General features: G+C 35.4%; 19 protein-coding genes, 1 pseudogene and 4 other annotated features. Of the genes and pseudogenes, 3 read left to right on the top strand and 17 right to left on the bottom strand.

What is annotated here, in order from left to right; translation table 11 throughout:
• Nucleotides 1-206: 206 nt before the first annotated feature.
• The 3 genes from I5818_RS11855 to I5818_RS11845 all read right to left on the bottom strand — a co-directional run bounded on the left by I5818_RS11855 (nt 207) and on the right by I5818_RS11845 (nt 2,183).
• Nucleotides 207-680: a tetratricopeptide repeat protein gene (locus I5818_RS11855; protein ID WP_169846919.1), complete on the bottom strand. Its 474-nt coding sequence runs from the start codon at nt 678-680 to the stop codon at nt 207-209.
• Nucleotides 681-713: 33 nt separating this feature from the next.
• The gene (locus I5818_RS11850) at nt 714-1,604 is read right to left on the bottom strand and encodes a GNAT family N-acetyltransferase (RefSeq protein WP_078110441.1); all 891 of its coding nucleotides are present in this window, start codon (nt 1,602-1,604) and stop codon (nt 714-716) included.
• A gap of 132 nt (nt 1,605-1,736) precedes the next feature.
• Nucleotides 1,737-2,183: a hypothetical protein gene (locus tag I5818_RS11845; RefSeq protein ID WP_078110440.1), complete on the bottom strand. Its 447-nt coding sequence runs from the start codon at nt 2,181-2,183 to the stop codon at nt 1,737-1,739.
• A gap of 387 nt (nt 2,184-2,570) precedes the next feature.
• Between I5818_RS11845 and I5818_RS11840 the strand changes: the two genes are divergently transcribed.
• Complete coding sequence (locus I5818_RS11840; protein WP_078110439.1) at nt 2,571-3,050, top strand: DinB family protein; 480 nt, start codon at nt 2,571-2,573, stop codon at nt 3,048-3,050.
• Between the two features lie 124 nt (nt 3,051-3,174).
• On the opposite strand, the gene cydS is transcribed toward I5818_RS11840, so the two are convergent.
• The 12 genes and pseudogenes from cydS to I5818_RS11785 form a co-directional block, all read right to left on the bottom strand.
• Complete coding sequence (gene cydS / locus I5818_RS26435; RefSeq protein WP_390883542.1) at nt 3,175-3,282, bottom strand: cytochrome bd oxidase small subunit CydS family protein; 108 nt, start codon at nt 3,280-3,282, stop codon at nt 3,175-3,177.
• A gap of 13 nt (nt 3,283-3,295) precedes the next feature.
• On the bottom strand, nt 3,296-4,321 hold the full coding sequence (locus I5818_RS11835; RefSeq protein WP_071974872.1) for a cytochrome d ubiquinol oxidase subunit II: 1,026 nt from the start codon (nt 4,319-4,321) through the stop codon (nt 3,296-3,298).
• Nucleotides 4,318-5,664 carry a cytochrome ubiquinol oxidase subunit I gene (locus I5818_RS11830; RefSeq protein WP_071974873.1) on the bottom strand — a complete coding sequence of 449 codons (1,347 nt, stop codon included), beginning with the start codon at nt 5,662-5,664 and terminating at the stop codon, nt 4,318-4,320. Before I5818_RS11830 ends, I5818_RS11835 begins: the two co-directional genes overlap by 4 nt.
• A gap of 292 nt (nt 5,665-5,956) precedes the next feature.
• Nucleotides 5,957-6,715: a class I SAM-dependent methyltransferase gene (locus I5818_RS11825; RefSeq protein WP_078110438.1), complete on the bottom strand. Its 759-nt coding sequence runs from the start codon at nt 6,713-6,715 to the stop codon at nt 5,957-5,959.
• 44 nt (nt 6,716-6,759) lie between these two features.
• The gene (locus tag I5818_RS11820; protein WP_078110437.1) at nt 6,760-7,206 is read right to left on the bottom strand and encodes an SRPBCC family protein; all 447 of its coding nucleotides are present in this window, start codon (nt 7,204-7,206) and stop codon (nt 6,760-6,762) included.
• A 28-nt stretch (nt 7,207-7,234) separates the two neighbouring features.
• Complete coding sequence (locus I5818_RS11815) at nt 7,235-7,417, bottom strand: hypothetical protein (RefSeq protein ID WP_071974876.1); 183 nt, start codon at nt 7,415-7,417, stop codon at nt 7,235-7,237.
• Nucleotides 7,418-8,199: 782 nt separating this feature from the next.
• A pseudogene (aroA, locus tag I5818_RS11810) lies at nt 8,200-9,511 on the bottom strand (3-phosphoshikimate 1-carboxyvinyltransferase).
• Between the two features lie 47 nt (nt 9,512-9,558).
• Nucleotides 9,559-10,428, bottom strand: a complete 870-nt coding sequence (locus I5818_RS11805) for a prephenate dehydrogenase (protein WP_078110230.1) — start codon at nt 10,426-10,428, stop codon at nt 9,559-9,561.
• Between the two features lie 15 nt (nt 10,429-10,443).
• Nucleotides 10,444-11,538 carry a histidinol-phosphate transaminase gene (hisC, locus tag I5818_RS11800; RefSeq protein ID WP_078110231.1) on the bottom strand — a complete coding sequence of 365 codons (1,095 nt, stop codon included), beginning with the start codon at nt 11,536-11,538 and terminating at the stop codon, nt 10,444-10,446.
• Nucleotides 11,489-12,622 carry a 3-dehydroquinate synthase gene (aroB, locus tag I5818_RS11795; RefSeq protein ID WP_078110232.1) on the bottom strand — a complete coding sequence of 378 codons (1,134 nt, stop codon included), beginning with the start codon at nt 12,620-12,622 and terminating at the stop codon, nt 11,489-11,491. The genes hisC and aroB overlap by 50 nt, the downstream gene beginning before the upstream one ends.
• A gap of 1 nt (nt 12,623) precedes the next feature.
• The gene (gene aroC, locus I5818_RS11790; RefSeq protein WP_078110233.1) at nt 12,624-13,796 is read right to left on the bottom strand and encodes a chorismate synthase; all 1,173 of its coding nucleotides are present in this window, start codon (nt 13,794-13,796) and stop codon (nt 12,624-12,626) included.
• A gap of 65 nt (nt 13,797-13,861) precedes the next feature.
• Nucleotides 13,862-14,938 carry a bifunctional 3-deoxy-7-phosphoheptulonate synthase/chorismate mutase gene (locus tag I5818_RS11785; RefSeq protein WP_078110234.1) on the bottom strand — a complete coding sequence of 359 codons (1,077 nt, stop codon included), beginning with the start codon at nt 14,936-14,938 and terminating at the stop codon, nt 13,862-13,864.
• A 146-nt stretch (nt 14,939-15,084) separates the two neighbouring features.
• Nucleotides 15,085-15,313, bottom strand: a binding site (T-box leader).
• 43 nt (nt 15,314-15,356) lie between these two features.
• Nucleotides 15,357-15,585 (bottom strand) — a binding site (T-box leader).
• Nucleotides 15,586-15,628: 43 nt separating this feature from the next.
• Nucleotides 15,629-15,856, bottom strand: a binding site (T-box leader).
• A 43-nt stretch (nt 15,857-15,899) separates the two neighbouring features.
• Nucleotides 15,900-16,129 (bottom strand) — a binding site (T-box leader).
• Nucleotides 16,130-16,550: 421 nt separating this feature from the next.
• Between I5818_RS11785 and I5818_RS11780 the strand changes: the two genes are divergently transcribed.
• Together I5818_RS11780 and I5818_RS11775 are read left to right on the top strand one after the other, a co-directional pair.
• A complete protein-coding gene (locus tag I5818_RS11780; protein WP_244975370.1) occupies nt 16,551-17,039 on the top strand; it encodes a DUF1259 domain-containing protein in 489 nt (162 codons plus the stop codon).
• A gap of 38 nt (nt 17,040-17,077) precedes the next feature.
• The gene (locus tag I5818_RS11775; protein ID WP_235849662.1) at nt 17,078-17,632 is read left to right on the top strand and encodes a DUF1259 domain-containing protein; all 555 of its coding nucleotides are present in this window, start codon (nt 17,078-17,080) and stop codon (nt 17,630-17,632) included.
• A gap of 616 nt (nt 17,633-18,248) precedes the next feature.
• Here I5818_RS11775 and I5818_RS11770 read toward each other — a convergent pair.
• Together I5818_RS11770 and I5818_RS11765 are read right to left on the bottom strand one after the other, a co-directional pair.
• Entirely contained in the window at nt 18,249-18,452 is a 204-nt protein-coding gene (locus I5818_RS11770; RefSeq protein WP_071974884.1) for a hypothetical protein, read from the bottom strand.
• A 23-nt stretch (nt 18,453-18,475) separates the two neighbouring features.
• On the bottom strand, nt 18,476-19,369 hold the full coding sequence (locus I5818_RS11765; RefSeq protein ID WP_078110235.1) for a helix-turn-helix domain-containing protein: 894 nt from the start codon (nt 19,367-19,369) through the stop codon (nt 18,476-18,478).
• Nucleotides 19,370-19,672: the final 303 nt, after the last annotated feature.

Below are 19,672 nucleotides of genomic sequence, written 5' to 3'. Positions count from 1 at the left end.
TAGTAGTTAATGATGATTATAGCTTCTTTACGCACCCATTTTACTCTATTGTTACAAGGAAAACAAGCATAAGAATCTAACATGACCAACAAATCTTCATAGTCATAAATATTTTCTATCCAGTCTGCCCTTCTTTACAAAGGGATCTGGGCATTATACAGGCAATCAAACTATATGAAAATTGCCGTTCATATAATAGTGACTTATTAAAAATGATCTCTTTTTTGTCTCGCTTGATTTAACCAATAATCAGATTTTTCCTTATTCATTTCCACGCCTGCGCCCAATTCATATTTTTTGCCAACATTGAACATAGCACTCGGATCACCTTTTTTTGCTGCCAATAAGTTCCACTCAAAAGCCTTTTTGTGATCTTTTTTGACACCAATTCCATTGCTATACATATAACCTAAATTAACCATCGCTGTTGTATTGCCATTATTCGCACTTTTTATGTTCCACTTCAGGCTTTCATTTATGTTCTTCTTCACTTTAATCCCCTGTTCAAAATGAGCTCCTAATAGCACTTGAGCCTCTGCATCCTCTTTTTGTGCTAATTTCATTAATTCATCGACTGAAAGCTTACTATAATCTAGATCTTGATTCACAAATGAATAGAAGGTGTATAAACCAATCGAAACGACTATTGTTAATAATAAAAATATTCCTCTTTTTTTCATCAGATTTATCCTTTCATACATACTTTCTAATTTTTAGAATTCAGCAGTTAATGGCATCATAAAAGATTCACCATGCAAAAGGAGCTGACCTCTGATCATTAAATGATTTTCAGTATTGTATTCGATTTCCTCTACATGCGGAAGCTTGAATACATCAGGAGAAAAGTAGAATTCAATAGTGTGAAACGGAAATGGTATGAAAGCACATAATTCTTCTATTGCAGGAATCGTTTCACTTACTATATCGAATACTCGACATATTCCTTTGCTTACTTCAAATACGATGATTGTATTTAATTCCTTAATATAATAAAATTTTTGATTTAAATTTGGACTGTAAAAGTTAAAATAAAGTGCATGTTCATATGTAAGAGGAGCAAATTTCTTTGATAGAGCCTCTTTATGTGGAAAGATATTCATTAAAATATTTACATCCTCCTGATTGAATAGATTCAAATTTTTCATTTTAGGTGGAGGATTAAAAGGTACATGATTATACTCTATTTTAAAATAATATTGCTTGACAACATGGAATCCAAATGGAGTATAAAGTGATGGGCTTTCGGTGAACAAAAAAGCATATTCATACTGTTTATCAATATCTACTAATATTTTCTTGAATAGATCTTTCATCAGCCCTCTTCCTCGATAAACTGGGTCCGTCATAACCGATTGAATACCCACACATTTTTTACGTACTCCATTTATTTGCATATCCAGTGGGAATATAGATGCATTCGCAACCGCTTGCTCACCATCGAAGTATGTATAGGGTACATATTGATCATTCCATAAACCTCTATTGTAAAAATCTTCAAGCAAGCTTGTTTCAATGCCAAATATCTTCTCAAAAAGTGGATATAATTTTTCGCGTTTATTTGGATCATTCGTGAAATTAGTATGAAAGTTTAGTTGATCATTCATTCATTAACCTCATTAATAGTATTTTAGTTTCATAATCTCGTCGAATACTAAAGTTGTTTTCTTATAGTTTGTTCATTTTGAAATGCCATCTTCGGCTTTTCAATTTAACCACTTATTTTTACTAATTCTCTATTAAAAACCATTTCCCCACATTGCATTAATAAATACCATATAAAAAGTAAAGATTCCTGTGATGAAGATGAAAATGATAGGTACCATTCTCATTTTATTACTTTTTATCAATGTAATCACATAAACAATAAACGAAATGATTGCAGCAAGATAGTAAACAATAATCATTGCAAAGTTTGAGAGTGGCCCTAAAAATAATGCGAACACCGCAAATTGAATTAAAAAAACGAATATGGAAATAGCCACCCATATTAAGCTATTTCTGATCATTAGAACATTTTTAATAGAATACAACATTAATGTGATGACAAAAACTGTAAGCATCCATTCATATACAAAAAATAAATTTTCTTTCTCGACAGCAAAATAATATCCCACGATAGAGATCGGAATAATTAGAAGCAGTAAATATGCATTTAATTTAAGATTAAACGTTTCATTCATCATTCTACTCCTTTATTTAATGGAATAACTAATCACCTTCACCTTACATTCTACAATCCTTCTTAATTTCCCTTTTATACAAGGCTTTTTTTTCGTATAATTTATTGCAATTGTAAAAGTGAAAATTATTATTTATTTTCTTCCATTTTCGATCGATAAAAATCGCTACACAAAAAATTGCTACAATGAAAAGTGTAGCCCAATCGAGATAAACTCCTGCCCTTAATTGTTTTGTAAACTGTGACACTCGGTGAGCATTATAAAATTTCTAAAGTTAATTAATTTTAATTTTTATCATAATCATTAAATAATATGCATTGATTAACCATAGAGGTCATAATAACCTTTTATTTTTGACGCGAATTTTTAAATTTACGGAGGTTGATGATTATGTCAAATGTATTATTAAGTTCTGCAGTAACAATACGTCATTCGCTCATTCAACAGGTACAATCGATTCCTGAAGAACTTTTCGATATTATACCGGAACCTTTCACTAATTCGATAAGATGGAATATTGGACATATTATCTTATCTCATAATTATTTTCTCTCTTTAGGCCAACCGAACATATCTAGCCTTCCAGAAAACTATACACAACTTTTCAAACCGGGCAGTAAGCCATCTGATTGGACTGAGGTCCCGCCAACAAAAGATGAACTAGTCAATTACCTATCAAACCAACTCTCTAATCTTTCAGAGATAGCTTCTAGCACATTCGCTAAACATTTGGATACACCGGTAGAAATCGGACCATTAAAATTAAATACATTTAATGAGGTTTTCAATTTTTCAACAATACATGAAACGAGTCACCTCACAACTATTTCATGTCTATTAAAAGTTCTTCAGTATCAAAAGTCTAAATAAGGCTACATATACCGATAAATTAGTATTCGCAAACCATATCCTAAAGAAGCCTACATTGAAGGACTATCAATGCAGGCTTTTGGCACGTTCCAGTTTATTCATATTACTTATAACTAAATAATAATCATTCATCATTTTTCACAGGACTATCTTTTAGCCCTATGATAAACGCGCTAATAATTGAGAGAGCAACGATAATAAATGGCGCATAGAAAATTAATATTTTTTCCATTTAGACTCCTCCCCTATACATGACCATTTTCTTTTCCTCTTATATAATCCTTATCAAATAGAAATAATTTAAGAACTAGATATAATGAAGGAATTAACAAACAAAAACCTGCAATAAAAGCAATGACCAGTGCAATCGCCATCGCCTTGTTCGTAAACGAATCATACAAAGTTAAGTGTGGGTAAAGCAAAAAAGGGTAATGGGATACGCCATAAGCGAAAAAAGCAAATGCAAATTGCCCCACTAATAACGTTAATGCCATCCCATAATTTTTACGTTGCCAAATGAGCCATACTGTAATGACAAACATAATTGCAGATATTACGAATAAGTACCATACTTCAACCATTCGTGCATAGTGATCCGGATTGTGCCTCCGTAATTCCACCATAATACCAATCACTGCAATAACTAAAGGTATGGCCCATATTAAGGCATATTTCCTAAGTAAATTTGTCGCTCCAACATCATTAGCTTTATTTGCATACCAGGTTAAAAAAACGGCTGAAATATAAAGAACAGCTGCAATTGCAAGAACGACTATACTCCATGTTAAAGGACTAGTAAACAATCCCCAATAATCTAAAACCGGCTGTCCATTTTGCAGGGATATAAAGCCGCCTTCAGAGATAGTCAATACAACAGATAATGCAGCAGGTAATAATAATCCAGCCACACCATACATAAATGAGTAGCCCTTATGTCCCCGTGAACCATATGATTCAAAAGCATAATAACTTCCTCGAATGGATAATAAAATAATCCCAATACTCGCTGGTACCAGTAGGGTTGTACCATAGTAAAAAGCCGTTTTTGGAAAAAAACCTACAGTTCCAACGAAGAAAAAAACCAAAAATACATTGGTTATCTCCCAAACAGGAGATAGATAACGTTGGATAATATGTGTTAGTATATGCTGGCGCCCCGTTAGAACACTATATGCATTAAAAAAGCCTGCTCCGAAATCAATGGATCCAATAATGACATAACCAAATAAGAATAGCCACAATACTGATATACCTAATATTTCTAAATTCATAATCCAGCACCACTCCTATCAGCTTGTCGATCGGCAATTTCTTTTTCAATTGGATTTTTTCGGAACATACGAAGTAAGACAACTACACTTCCAATTCCAAGAACTAAATATAATAGACAAAAGAGCACCAGCATAAGATCAACATGTTCACTTGTTGTAGCTGCATCAGCCACCTTCATATATTTATACAAGATCCAAGGTTGACGCCCCACCTCTGCTAACCACCAGCCCGCTTCCAAAGCAATAATTGATAATGGGCCACCGGCTACAATTATCCAACGAAACCAATTTGAAGAGATAAATTTCCATTTCTTGATTTTACCAAATACAAATATAGCAGAAAATACGATCATAAATGTTCCAATCATAACCATCGTGTCAAATAAGTAATGAATATATAAAGGGGGGGTTTCATCTTTTGGAAATTCATTTAACCCTGTTACCTCAGCTACTGGGTTCGTATGGGCTAATATACTTAAAGCATAAGGAACTTTAATGGCATATTTCACTTCCTCCCCATTTATTACACCAAATAATTTTAGCGGAGCTCCTTTTTCTGTTTCAAAATGCCATTCTGCAGCGGCAAGTTTTTCAGGTTGGTACTCCACTAAATATTTCGCAGAAAAATCTCCTATAACTAAAGTAGCTACCGAAAATACTAGACCTAATTTCATATATAAGAATAAAGCTTTTTTATAGTAAATATGTACAGAACCTTTTAATATTCTATATGCTGCAATTGCAGCTAATACAAATGCAGAAGTCATATAAGCAGTAACAAGTACATGTCCTACCTTGGTTGGCATTGCTGGATTCAGCATGGCGAGAACAGGTTTAATATTTACCAGTTGACCATTTACTACATCAAACCCTTGTGGTGCATTCATAAAAGCATTCACAATCGTAATGAACACGGCAGACATGGATGCACCAATGGCTACCGGGATTAGTAAAAGCAAATGCTTTTTTTGATTTTCGAATCGATCCCACGTGTATAAATAAATGCCTAGGAAAATAGCTTCAAAGAAAAAGGCAAATGTCTCCATAAAAAGGGGCAAAGCGATCACATTACCTGCTAGTTGCATGAAATTTGGCCATAATAGAGATAATTGAAGCCCAATAGCCGTTCCAGTTACAACACCAACTGCTACTGTAATAACAAATCCACGTGCAAGACGTCTTGCAAGCAAGATATAGTGCTCATCATTCTTCTTTATGCCAACCCACTGTGCAATCATAATCATCAACGGAACGCCGACACCGATTGTAGCGTATATAATGTGGAACGATAAAGTAAGTTCAGTTAAGACACGACTATAATAAACAGCATTTCCGTTGTCCATACATAAAGCCTCCTTAGCCTCCGAATATTCGCCCAATAATTGACAATAGCATGATCCCAGCTACAATAAAGCTGAGCCACATAAGTTTCTTTTCTTGAGATTTATACATACCATCAACTCCTTATTTAGTATCTTACCCTTTTAAACAATTTATTAACTTTATTCTCGTATATAAATAATGAAAAATTACTGACTAAGAGTCCATTCGAGATAGTAGGAACGATGTATTGTTCATTAAAATAGAAGAAAACAAAAAGAGATTTTGATAGCCAAAATCTCTCCTTATTTTCAATTATTCTCTTTTTACTGCCTCAAAAGTTACTGGTACATGAGGGTTTTCCGGATATTTACCAAACTGATAATTTTCAGAAACGACAATATGTTCAAAGCCAATACGCTCTAATAAAAGTCTGAATTCTTCTATTCCATACCACCTTAAGGGAAACCGCTCCAATTCAGTTTGTACGAGTGTACCATTTCTCCATTTCTCATATCGTCCATGTGAAATAAGAAACTGATTAATATAATCTACTTCAACATTAGTTGTTTCTAATGTAATTACATCTCCGTTTTTACAGGTCCATGTTCTTGTAGAAACTTTTCCTAAATCAATTTCAGTTTGTAAAAAAATATCAATGATTAATTTCCCACCATCAACTAGATGTCGATAAAAATTATGTAATGCTTGAATAGACCTTTCTCTTTCATATAGTAGTAGAAATGTTCCGGAGGGAATAATAATCGCCTCATATTTTGCTTTAAGTGAAAAGCTTTCCATTTTAGCCTCGAATAGATTTGGATTCAAACCTCTTTTATGACAATTTTCACGACATATAGTCAACATTTCGTTTGAAATATCAAATCCGTCCACCTTAAATCCTTCTTCTAAAAGAGGAATAAGAACCCGCCCTGTACCAGTTGCTGGTTCTAGTATTGGCCCACTAATAGATGCTAATCTTTTACTATAAAATTCAATATCACCAAATGAATGACCTATTGGCTTATCCAAATCATATACTTCAGATGAAAGCTTGTTATAATAACTTAACAAAACCAACCCTCCAAATATTATTCAGTGCGATCCTTTTATGATTATCAACACAAATCGTTTTTAATAACTATTCCATATTCCAAGTAAATTTTTAATAAAGTTAATGCTTCCCCCCAACCAATTGCACAATCTATACAAGCTTCAATATCACGCTCAGTATTGACGTATCCTATTTCATCTAATTGGACTAGAGTCCCATTCTTATAATCTATCAGTTTAAAAGAAACCATCGTTTTTCCCTTCACAGGGGACCACTGGAATACAAAACGTTGATTCGGGATAGCCTCTAGGATTACTCCACCATCTTCCATATCCCTTTCATCAATTCCGAACTTTGACCATCTTAATTTGATTTCCCCAGTTCCATCCGGTCTAATATCCAGCCTTGTATCATCCGTAAACCAAGCATTCCATCCGTCTGCAGATGTAAGTACTTCATAAATCTTTTTTCTATCTACTTTTATATATGTACAATGTTGAATCGTAGGCATAGGGCGTGCTCCTCCATACAATCTTATATTAATTTGTACATGCTTTTACAATGAAAATTAGTATTAAAATCATTACTATTGATAATAAATTTATTAAACAACCACCGTCTGGAGATCCAGTAAGTGCTCTTGCAAAAGTATTGTTTAGTATGGCTCCTGGATTTTTTGTCTGTTCTTTTGACTGAAGTTTGTCTCTCTGCTCTCTAGACATCAAATTCATTCCTTTCGAGTGAACATATATTTATAAAAAAATATGATTGAGACTTGAGGATTGAGAGAAGGTACAAGTTCAGTTAAAAATTTTAATTTCCGCTCTTTTAGCCGGCTCTTTTCTCAAACATTGTTGCTATTTAGGTAATGTTTTAAACGAATAAAATTATGTTGAGGATCGACAAGTCTCATTCCACTTAGAAAAAGAGCTGTATATTTTAATAAAAAATTAAACCCTTTATTAGATGTAAAAGCTGGCAGTAGAGCTTTAACAGATGCAAAAAACTATACTATACTTAGTATTGCGAATAGAGAAAATACATTGAACTTTGTCCAATCCTCTTTTTCGTTCTATTCCCTTCCTTTTTATTTGGATTATAGTATGTAAATATGGAATTGTATACAAATATTTGTAATTATAGAAAATTTCACATTATTTTTATTTATAACGGTAAAAAATAGGTTTTCATCTTTAATCGAATGACTATAGATACTTTTTTAATCAATGTATATGCAGTTTTCTCATCTGTGAATAGTAAAGCCAGGCAATTGAGCCTGGCTTTTATACACGGCCTAAGATCACTTTTATAATATATAGTAAAGTAATCAACTTCCTTATATTATAAAATTATAGATTACGGGAGTTCATTAAGATACGCGTTGAAGGGACACCATTTGAAGTTACTTATAATAGCTGTAGCAAATACGTAGGTTTAATGGATTTATGCACTCATTTACGCGCAATTCTAAAGACCTAGATAAATGAAAAAATAAAAAAAGATTCTATTCAATAACCGTTTGATTTATCTCTTGAAGCTTGCTTAGTATTTCAAAAAAAGTTGGATATGACACCTTAATTGCTTCACTATTTTCAATAACCGTTTCTCCATCAGCAAGACATCCTGCAATGGAGAGCATCATCCCGATACGGTGATCTCCATGGCTGTTTACGTACGCTCCTTTCAATGGGGTTTTACCATGAATAATTAACCCATCTCCAGTTGTTTCAATATGTGCACCCATTCTATTTAATTCCTCAGCTACGGTATTAATACGATTAGTTTCTTTCACTTTTAGTTCACTAGCATCCTTTATAATGGTAGTTCCTTCTGCTTGGGTAGCTGCAAGAGCAATAATTGGAATTTCATCGATTAATCTAGGAATCATTTCACCAGCGATTTCCGTTGCTTTTAAAGGGGCAAATTTAACTTCCAAATCGGCAAATGGCTCAAATGATTGTTCCTCCTTGCCTGTTATTTTAATAGAAGCCCCCATCCTCTCTAAAACATCGATGATCCCCGTTCTAGTTTGATTTATTCCAACTCTTTGAATGGTAATATGACTATTAGGAATAATAGAACCAGCTACTAAGAAAAATGCTGCAGACGATATATCTCCTGGTATATCAATTGTAATGGCGGTTAGGCTCTGCTTTCCCGTAATAGTTACTTTTTTTACCACTTCGGTGTATCGTTACTCCGAATGCCTCGAGCATGCGTTCAGTGTGATCTCTTGAGACATGAAGCTCCGTAACAGAAGTTGTACCTATTGCATGAAGGCCTGCGAGTAGGATTGCCGATTTAACCTGTGCACTGGCAACTGGCATTGTATAATTAATAGCTTGCAAGCTTCTTCCATTAATGGTGAGCGGAGTATACTTACCATCTTGACGTCCATCCATTTTCGCGCCCATTAAGCGTAATGGTTCAACAATCCGATTCATCGGTCGTATAGCAATGGAAGAATCCCCTTGCAAGCAAGCGTATAAAGGCAAACCTGCAAGTAAACCCGATAACAATCGGATAGTTGTTCCCGAATTTCCAACCTCAAGTACAGATGCAGGCTCCCGTAAATGCTTTATCCCTTTCCCATCGATTTCTAAGTAATCCCCTTCCTGCAAAATGTTTACACCAAGCTGCCTTAGACATGAAATCGTACTCAAACAATCATCTCCTGGCAAAAATCCTTTCACCACCGTTTTTCCGTTCGCAATTCCACCTAACATAATAGCTCGATGGGAAATCGATTTATCCCCAGGAACAGCTATCGTTCCATTAAGACCATTTTTTGTTTTCCTTACCACTTTTACTGTCACAAGTTTCACTCCTGCTAATATATTTCAATGAATTCATTGATCAACCTTTAAACATGACTTGGTAAAGAATCACGGTATTCTTTTGCACCTTCAAAAAAATGATGGATCGCTTGTTCATCACCAGTCTGTAGAACAGTAGTTAAATTACGAATTTCATTCATCCAATCCTCCATTAATTCCATTAAATTACGGCGGTTATCCATAACGATTTCGCTCCAAATGCTTGGATTACTTGAGGCAATTCTTGTTATATCACGAAATCCTCCTGCTGCCATTTGACGGATAAGGGGTTCTTTTGTAGCATGTTTTTTTGCTTGATTCACCAATACTCCAGCCATTAAATGTGGAAGATGACTAATCATGCCTACAATATAGTCATGCTCATCCTTGTCGAGAATATGGAGACGTGCATTGGTACCTCCTAACCAATTCTTTAATTCACTTATTCTATTATTACTGATTTCAGGGGAAGGCGTAAGAATATAGTACGCACCGTCAAATAAATGTAAATCGGCATTTTCTACTCCGGTTTTATGAGAGCCCGCAATCGGGTGCCCGCCAATAAAGGTTACTTTTCTATTAAACACCTCATTAGCAGCCTCCATTATCTCCCCTTTTGTACTACCTGTATCTGTAATAATGACATTTTCTTTCAATGTCATGCTTGCTAACTGTTTCATTATTTTTCTCAGTTCTAATACAGGTGTTGATAAAATGATTAAGTCGGCAAGTTCTGCTCCTTGCTGTAAAGAATCCACTTTTTCATCAATAGTGTTGAGTTCAATTGCTTTTTCTATTTCATGTTGATGAATATCTAAACCATAAATTTTTGCACTTGGATGCTGTTTTTTTATTGTAAGGGCAAGTGATCCACCGATTAATCCTAACCCTACAATTAATACATTTCCTTTCATCATTAACCTCCATCATTACTATCCATTTATTGAGCGTTCTTTTATAAATTCCTTAATTGCCTCTCTGACTCTTTCATTTTGCTCTGCTAAACCAATCGTAATCCGCACACATGTCGGAAATCCTAATTGTTTGCCGGATCGAACGATAATTCCCTTTTCCAATAAAAAATTTGTAACTTCGTCCCCATCCCATTTAAAATCTATTAATACAAAGTTCCCCTCTGAAAGATAAACTTTTAGCCCATTGTCTAAGGAAAAAGCATAATATTTCTCCCTCTCAGCCGCATTTTTTTGAAAGCATTCCTTTACAAATTCTTGATCGCTTATTGCCGCGGCAGCAGCCATTTGGCCAAGAACATTTGTATTAAATGGCGGGCGGGCCGCTTCTAATTTTTGAATAATGTCGACAGATGAAATTCCATATCCCACTCGTAAACTAGCAAGCCCGTAAATTTTCGAAAACGTTCTCGTAATCATTACGTTAGGGAAATCCTCAAGCAATTCGATCGTATTACCTGGCTGTTCCACATATTCAAAATAAGCCTCATCCAGTACTACAAATACATCGTTAGGAACTTTCTTCAAAAATGTCCAAAGTTTCTCGATAGCAATATAAGTTCCCGTTGGATTATTTGGGTTGCATACCCATACCACGGTTGTATTTTCATCGATGGCTGATAGCATTCTGTCCAAATCATGTATCCCATCTATTAATGGGATTTCTCGAACCTCCCCACCCTCTAGCACTGCATTATGCTTATACTGTGAAAAAGTAGGGATAGCCATTACTGTATTTTTCCCAGGTTGTATTAAAGACCTTGAAATGATTTGGATTAATTCATCCGTTCCATTTGTAAAAATCAATTGATTCGGATTAACCTCTAAAAGTGAGGCGGTGTCTGCTCTTAGTTTGCTAGCTTTTCCATCTGGGTAAATATTTAATGTACCGCCAAATTCTTTTAATGCAGGATCTACTTTTAGTGAATAACCATATGGATTCTCATTTGAAGCTAATTTGATAATCGAATGTCGCGTATGATGAGTCTTCACTTCAGCAATTGATTTACCGGGTTGATATGCATGTAGTTGATGCATTTGTTCTTTCCATTTCATTTTGACTACACTCCTTATTGTTAACTTGTAAATCTAAAAAAGTTTTTCTGAGTAACTCTTGATTAACTTTTTGCCTAACGGGTCTTACTAAATCCTGCAGCAAAACAAATACAGGTTCATTTCTAATAGATTTTTTATCTCGAACCATCCACTCCAAGATTGCCTCAAATGAACAATTCTCAGGAATTTTCCACTCATACCCCAATTCCTCTAGCCAACTGATAAAGCTTTCATAAGGAAAAGCAAATGGATAGATTTGCATACTTAGGTTCAATGCATAAACGATTCCTATCAAGACAGCTTCACCATGAGTTAATTCACCAAACCCAGCTTCCGCTTCTAAGGCATGGGCGAGGGTATGACCGAAATTTAAATAGGAGCGAATATCTTTTTCCACTTCATCCTGTTTCACAATATTTGCCTTGGTTTCAATGCCTTTTTTTAAATATCTTTGTAAAGGAAATGCAGTAAGATCTTCGAGTGATTTTATTTCAGTTATCAATTCCTGTAAAAATAATGGATCTGAAATAATGGCATGCTTAATGATTTCCGCAAATCCACTTCTTTTTTCCCGAATGGATAATGTTGCTAAAAATTGAGTATCATAGATAACTAGATCTGGCTGCTTAAAAGCGCCAACCATATTTTTTCCCAATGGATGATTAATCCCTACCTTGCCTCCGACCGCACTGTCATGAGCCAAAATAGTGGTAGGAAGCTGAATGAAAGCAATGCCCCTCATATAAGTGGCGGAAACAAACCCTGCTAAATCACCAATTGCCCCACCGCCAAAAGCTAAAACAACCGAATGACGATCCATCCCGTGATTCATTCCAAATGAAATACAATCTTGATAAATCTCAAATGTTTTTGCATTCTCACCGTTGGGAGCTATATAAATATGGGTATCTATATTAGGAAGATGGTTCGTAAGTGTGTCGAGATGCAATTCCTTTAAATCCGTATTAGTGATAATCCATAGCTTTGAAAACTCGGTTAAATGATCCTTTAAATTCCCGAGGATTTCTCTTCCTAAATAAACATGATAGTTTTTCGATGCGGTCGAAACATGAATGACATCCATGTTAAAATCCCTTAGCATATACTCTGTGATCTTCAATGGATTGCTTCAATAACTCATAACGATCACTGCAAAATTGTTCGGTTATCGCAGCGGCTAGCTCCCAAGCAACAACCGCTTCTGCCACGACACTTGCGGCTGGAACTGCACAGCTATCGGAGCGTTCGATACTTGCTGAAAATGACTCTTTTGTATCTATATCAACACTTTTCAACGGTTTATATAGAGTAGGAATCGGCTTCATTACCCCTCTCACAACAATCGGCATACCTGTAGTCATTCCTCCCTCAAAGCCTCCTAATCTATTAGTCGAACGAACATATCCTTCATCCTCATTCCAGATAATTTCATCATGCACTTCACTGCCTGGTAATCTCGCCATCCCAAAGCCTAGGCCAAACTCAACACCCTTAAAGGCATTAATACTTAATATTGCTTGGGCAATTTTCGCATCCAACTTCCGATCATATTGAACATAGCTCCCTACACCAATCGGCATGCCTTCTACTATGACCTCTACAATACCTCCAATTGAATCGCCATTCGCTTTCGCTTGTTCAATAGCCTCTATCATTTGTTTTTCCACTTGTTCATCAAAGCAGCGAACGGGTGATTCTTCAGTTTTTTGCTGTAATTCTTGAATATTTTCATATTGTGGTTGATTTGCTCTCACTCCACCAATTTCTAAAACATGTCCGGCAACTTCAATTCCAAGCAGGGTAAGGAGTTTTTTAGCAACTGCTCCTGCTGCAACCCTAACCGTTGTCTCTCGTGCTGAGGAACGCTCTAGAACATTTCTCATATCGCGATGTCCGTACTTAATCCCACCAACTAAATCAGCATGACCTGGTCTTGGTCTCGTTACCTTTCTTTTCACTTCTTCTAGATTTTCCAAAATTAAAGGATCAATTCCCATGATTTTTGTCCAATGCTTCCAATCCTTATTTTCGACGACAAGGGATAACGGTGATCCTAATGTGAATCCATGGCGAACACCACCAGTGATATTGACCATATCAGTTTCAATTTGCATCCTTCTTCCACGTCCGTAACCTTTTTGGCGGCGGGCGAGTTCATGATTAATATCCTCTGTAGTTAAAGGCATCCCCGCGGGTATCCCCTCGATAATCGTTGTCAGTTGCGGACCATGTGATTCACCTGCTGTAATATATCTCATGTCGTAATCCTCCTTTCATCCCTGCTGAACCGCAGGGATCTACTAATCTATTTTTTAACATGCTTTTACGCTAATTTTTCTTGTAACGTTTTTAATTCCTGGATAAACTCATTAAACTGCGGTATATCCATTTGCTGTGCTGCATCTGATAGTGCCACTGCTGGATCTGGATGTACTTCCGCCATAATTGCATCGGCACCAATGGCCAACGCCGCTTTCGCAGTAGGAAGCAGTAAATCTCGTCTTCCAGTCGAATGTGTCACATCGACTACGACTGGGAGATGGGTTTCTTTTTTCAAAATAGGCACGGCCGAAATATCCAGCGTATTTCTTGTCGCTTTTTCATAAGTGCGAATCCCACGCTCACATAGAATGATTTGATTATTTCCTTGTGAAATGATGTACTCTGCTGCATGGATGAACTCTTCAATCGTTGCAGAAAGTCCTCGTTTTAAAAGTATGGGTTTATTCACTTTTCCAACTGTTTTAAGTAAATCGAAGTTTTGCATATTGCGAGCCCCAACTTGAATGACATCTACGTAGTCTAGTGAAAGCTCTACATCATTAGGTGAAACAATTTCACTAACAATCGACATTCCTAATTCATTTCCAACTTCTCTTAAAATCTTCAGACCTTCTACCCCTAAACCTTGGAAGTCATAAGGTGATGTCCGTGGCTTAAATGCACCACCACGCATGATACTTAAGCCTTGCTCTTTCATAGCAATGGCGACCTCTCTTACTTGTTCATAGCTTTCAACCGCACATGGTCCCATAATAAATCTTTGTTTTCCATCACCAATTGTTTCACCATTAATTTCAACTATGGTATTTTCAGGATGCGCTTTCCGGGACACTAGCAATACTTTTCGACTATTGTCTTCTTGAAGCTCTAAGCTTGCTTTAAATATTTCCTTAAAAATATGTTGAATGGTTGATGTTTTGAAATGTCCGTGGTGATGTTTAATAATTAAGTCAAGTGATTCTCGTTCACGAACAGGATCAAAACGAGTAACACCTTGTTTCTTCTTTTCCTCTCCAATTTCCTGGACGACCTCTGCTCTTTCGTTTAATAGATTTAAAATTTCTAAGTTAATCTCATCAATTTTGTTGCGTAATTGCGTTAATTTATTCGTTGTCATATTCTTTCCTCCTGATATTTATAATGAATATTCGTGATTTTTAAGTAAAAATTTTTATTGGAACCTAAGTATATACTTGATTACATCACCTCCTTTGAATTGATTTGAATGGTTATAAAAATAAAAAAACCCCTACTGGTTTTTCCAGTAGGGACGAACTTGTCGCGGTACCACCCTAGTTGTGAACAAACCTGTTCACCTCTCAATTTTGTTAACGATCATACGACCGTCTTTCCCTTCACAAAGATTTCTCTTTGCTACGAAAAAGAAGCTCCAGGAATGTAATTCATGTTGATCTTTGTACTGATTTGCACCACCATCAGCTCTCTTGAACAGGGAGATCATCCACTACTTGCTTCCTTTCTTTGCTTGCCTCTTATTTAGTTATTGAAATTAAAAAAGTCCCTACTGGTTTTCCAGTAGGGACGAACTTGTCGCGGTACCACCCTAGTTGTGAACATACTTGTTCACCTCTCGATTTTGTTAACGATCGTACGACCGTCTTTCCCTTCACAAAGACTACTCTTTGCTTCGAAAAAGAAGCTCCAGGATTGTAATTCATGTTGATCTTTGTACTGATTCGCACCACCATCAGCTCTCTTGAACAGGGAGATCATCCACTACTTGTTTCCTTTCTTTACCTTGCTTCGTATTAAATTTTGATAATAAAAAAGTCCCTACTGGTTTTCCAGTAGGGACGACTTGTCGCGGTACCACCCTAGTTGTGAACGTACTTGTTCACCTCTCGATTTTGTTAACGATCATTTGACCGTCTTTCCCTTCACAAAGACTACTCTTTGCTTCGAAAAAGAAGCTCCAGGATTGTAATTCATGTTGATCTTTGTACTGATTCGCACCACCATCAGCTCTCTTGAACAGGGAGATCATCCACTACTTGTTTCCTTTCTTTGCCTTGCTTCGTATTAAATTTTGATAATAAAAAAGTCCCTACTGGTTTTCCAGTAGGGACGAACTTGTCGCGGTACCACCCTAGTTGTGAACGTACTTGTTCACCTCTCGATTTTGTTAACGATCATTTGACCGTCTTTCCCTTCACAAAGACTACTCTTTGCTTCGAAAAAGAAGCTCCAGGATTGTAATTCATGTTGATCTTTGTACTGATTTGCACCACCACCAGCTCTCTTGAACAGGGAGATCACACATTACTCGTGTTCCTTTCAATGCCGAACGTATAATTATTATTTTTCACATTATATATTGATTCAAGAAGATAAGTCAATAATTTTTTTAATAAGTTTATTTTTCATCTTTAAAAAGATAGCTTATTTTTTGACACTTCGCAATTTAATAGAATTTCCATCTTATTCACCATAAATGATCAAACAAAAGCTATTTCTTCCTAATAGAAATACCTGAATATAGCAACATGTTGAAATGGAATAGGATTTTTTTGTTATTCACTTGGATTGATGCAACAACTTTGCGCCTCTTTCCTATTGGCTAAAAGAAGTTAACAGAATCTAATTTAAAGAAACACCATTACTCAAAAATGATTTAAAAAAAAAGATTTTTGTCGTGAGTCAATAATCCATACTTGTCCATTAATCCTGAATACAATGTTAAGTGAACAATGGATAAGGAGGTGATAGATTTGTCAGGAAATGAATTTCATAATGAAATGGGATCAGGTCCACAAGGTGTATGGCGTCCTGCAAAAAGAAATGGCCACCGGCATTCTGATGGGGGAAAGAAGACCTCAACATGCCAACAATTAGCCGACATTATCGGAGGTGTGGTCATCGCCTCAACCCCAGCATGCGTTGTTCAGCGGCTGCGAAATATTAATGCTACGATTTTAGGTCGGCACACCGAGTCCCCTTTAGCCCTTCCATTTGCTCTTTCCTTTGAAAACAATGTAAGAGGAAACACCCTTAACCTTGGGGAAACGGTACTCCTTCAAAAAGAAGCTAATGCTTTGATGTCTGCCTTACAAAGAAGAGGTCTTATCGTAACTGCTTTCCATAATCACTGGCTATTTGAGAAACCACGGTTAATGTATATGCATTGGGAAAACGTTGGAGATCCATTTGAGTTTGCTGTAAATAGTTTTGAAGCTGCCAAAGAAGCTAGACTTTTCTAAGATTATGTTTCGTAGGTTTACGACAAGGAGGTGATTTAATGGAAAGACGCGACGTTTTTGAAAATTGGTTCAGATTTGTTAATCGTGATATCGATCCAAGCCCATTCGGGAGAAATCAGATGGATTTTGATATGGAATCTAGTTCAAATCCTATGGTGCGACACTCCAACAAACGTATGAGAAGTACAGATCGTGGTGCTAGTAGGGATATAACTGCTTCAACATGCCAACGACTAGCAGATATTATCGGCGGTGAAGTTATTTCAGCAGCACCAGTGTGTACTGTCATGCGCCTTCGTGATATTAATGCTACTATTTTAAACCGCCGCACGCGTTCACCGCTTGCACTCCCGTTTATGTTATCCTTTGAAAATAATGGGTTAAATCTTGGTGAATCAGTAGTTCTCCAAAAAGAACTCAATCGAATGATTGCGGCATTACGGAAAAGAGGCCTAATCGTAACGGCCTTTCATAACCATTGGCTCTTTGAAGAACCACGTTTAATGTATATACATTGGGAGAATGTAGGCATGTCTGCTGAAGAGTTTGCTAGAAATAGTTTTGCTGCTGCAAAGGAAGCAGGACTATTCTAAAGATAAAGCCATTTGTGATATATATTAAAATAATCACAAATGGCTTCTTTACTCCATTTTGTCCCACTGCTCTCTAAGTACTTAATGCTACAACTTCATAAATGCCTGAATCTTTATTGGGTGTATAAAGCGGCCGTTATGTTTTTACAAAAGCAACAAACGATACGAAAAAAACCTTAATAAAAATTAACTCGTTATCCAACGAAATGGAGCATTTCTGTGATGTAAGTACCTTTTTTTGAATATCTCCATCGATTCCAATTGAAGTATAGCCTGATAGGTAGAACCTATTGTGATGGAGAACATAGCTTTTAGTTACCTTGAACCCATGGTTTTCTCCTTTTGGGGAGCCATTTGCTCTCTTTTTCTACCTCTAACTCCAATAAAACAAATTCATCAAATATCCTGCCCTTAAACAAAACCAGTTACAAGGACTTTAGCGAACCAACCTTTTAAGATTACAAGGACAAAATACCACCAAAAACCACTTGCTATTTTTTTGAAATGGAATGATAAAAGTTCCAAACATAATGTAGAACAGGGACTTTTCTAATAATAAGAAAAAGTCCCTGTCATTCTACTTTATAAAATTTGAAATGGCTTTAATATTTTAATTTTAATGACGAGAAGGCAGATCCATAAACGTACTGACTGAACTAATGTTATGACGAGATGGAAGATCCGCTAAGTTAATACTATCTTGTTGGATAGTTTTTACATGACGGGAAGGTAGATCTGCTATCGTATGTGAGTTTCCACCTACATTAACTAATCCAATTACTCCCAATGATAAAATACATGTTGCTACTAGTTTTTTCATATAAATTCCCTCCATAATTTTTTTTAATATGTCAATGAGCCTAGTAATTTCTTTTTTTCATTTTTTACTAGATCAGCATATTCATGATCTTCATATGTTTCAAATAAGAAAGAAGCTTTATTCATATATTCAATACCTGAATCGATATTCCCCATTTTTATGTAATTTTCCCCAATCTGATAATGAAGATCTGCAAACTGGTAGCTCACCTCATTATCGATACAAGTTTGAATGCCAAATTTACAAAAGGTAATAGAGTCTAAATACTCCCCTACCTTGGTTAGTACCTGTGCATATGAATAGAGAATTTTTATTCTGATTTTAGAGTCAATTAAATATGGTAATTGGTCGATATTTTTAATTGCTTCTTCGAAAAGATTAATTGCTTCATTATAATTGTTATCATCTTTTTCTATAATTGCTATACTGGCAAGAATATCTATTTCACTTTCTGTTAAATTCTGCATAGACGGATTAGTAAGTTTAATTGCATCTCTTAATAATTGAATAGCTAACACTTTATTCTTTTCTAGATAAAAGCTACAGATCCCTTCGTGCCATAGTAAATATTGCCTATTAGAAGCATGAAGGAATATAGGGTTATTCTTTTCAGTTTTAATAATATTTGAGATTGCCATATAGTTTCTTTGTTTTTTATAATGATCAATTAAGTTAAATACATTTTTTACATAATTAAAATGACTGGTATATGAAAAATCAAAAAAGTAATTTAATTCTACATTTAATTTATCGGCAAAACTTGCTAATTGTTCAAGTGTAGGGTATTTTTTTCCTTTCTCAAAAAGAATTAGATCTTCCACAGAGCAAACATTATCGGCTAAATCAACCATTTCTATTCTCTTATAAACTCTTAATGAATTAAGAACTTCTCCCAAGTTCAAATATTCTAAATTCATATGGCAAACTCCTTCCTTTCTTTATTATAGTTCAAATTTCCTGTTAATCAATCAAAATTTAGGTATTTTGTAGTATATAATAACAATTTTTTGGTCAATATTAAAAAACGCCAGATCTAATGTTAAGTCTGCCGCTTTATCAAAGAAAGTCTATTAAAATTAAAGATGGAGTTATTTCAAAAATTATGAAGTGAATTTCCTAAATATAATTTCACATCTTATCTTACATTCAAAGTTGATATATTTTTCATTTTCACTTATTTTATGTTTGTCTTGAATTTGATATGTTTCATTTACTGCATG

The sequence above is a fragment of the Heyndrickxia oleronia genome (genome assembly GCF_017809215.1).
GTDB classification, from domain to species: domain Bacteria; phylum Bacillota; class Bacilli; order Bacillales; family Bacillaceae_C; genus Heyndrickxia; species Heyndrickxia oleronia.
This window is presented reverse-complemented; position numbering and strand designations above follow the sequence as displayed.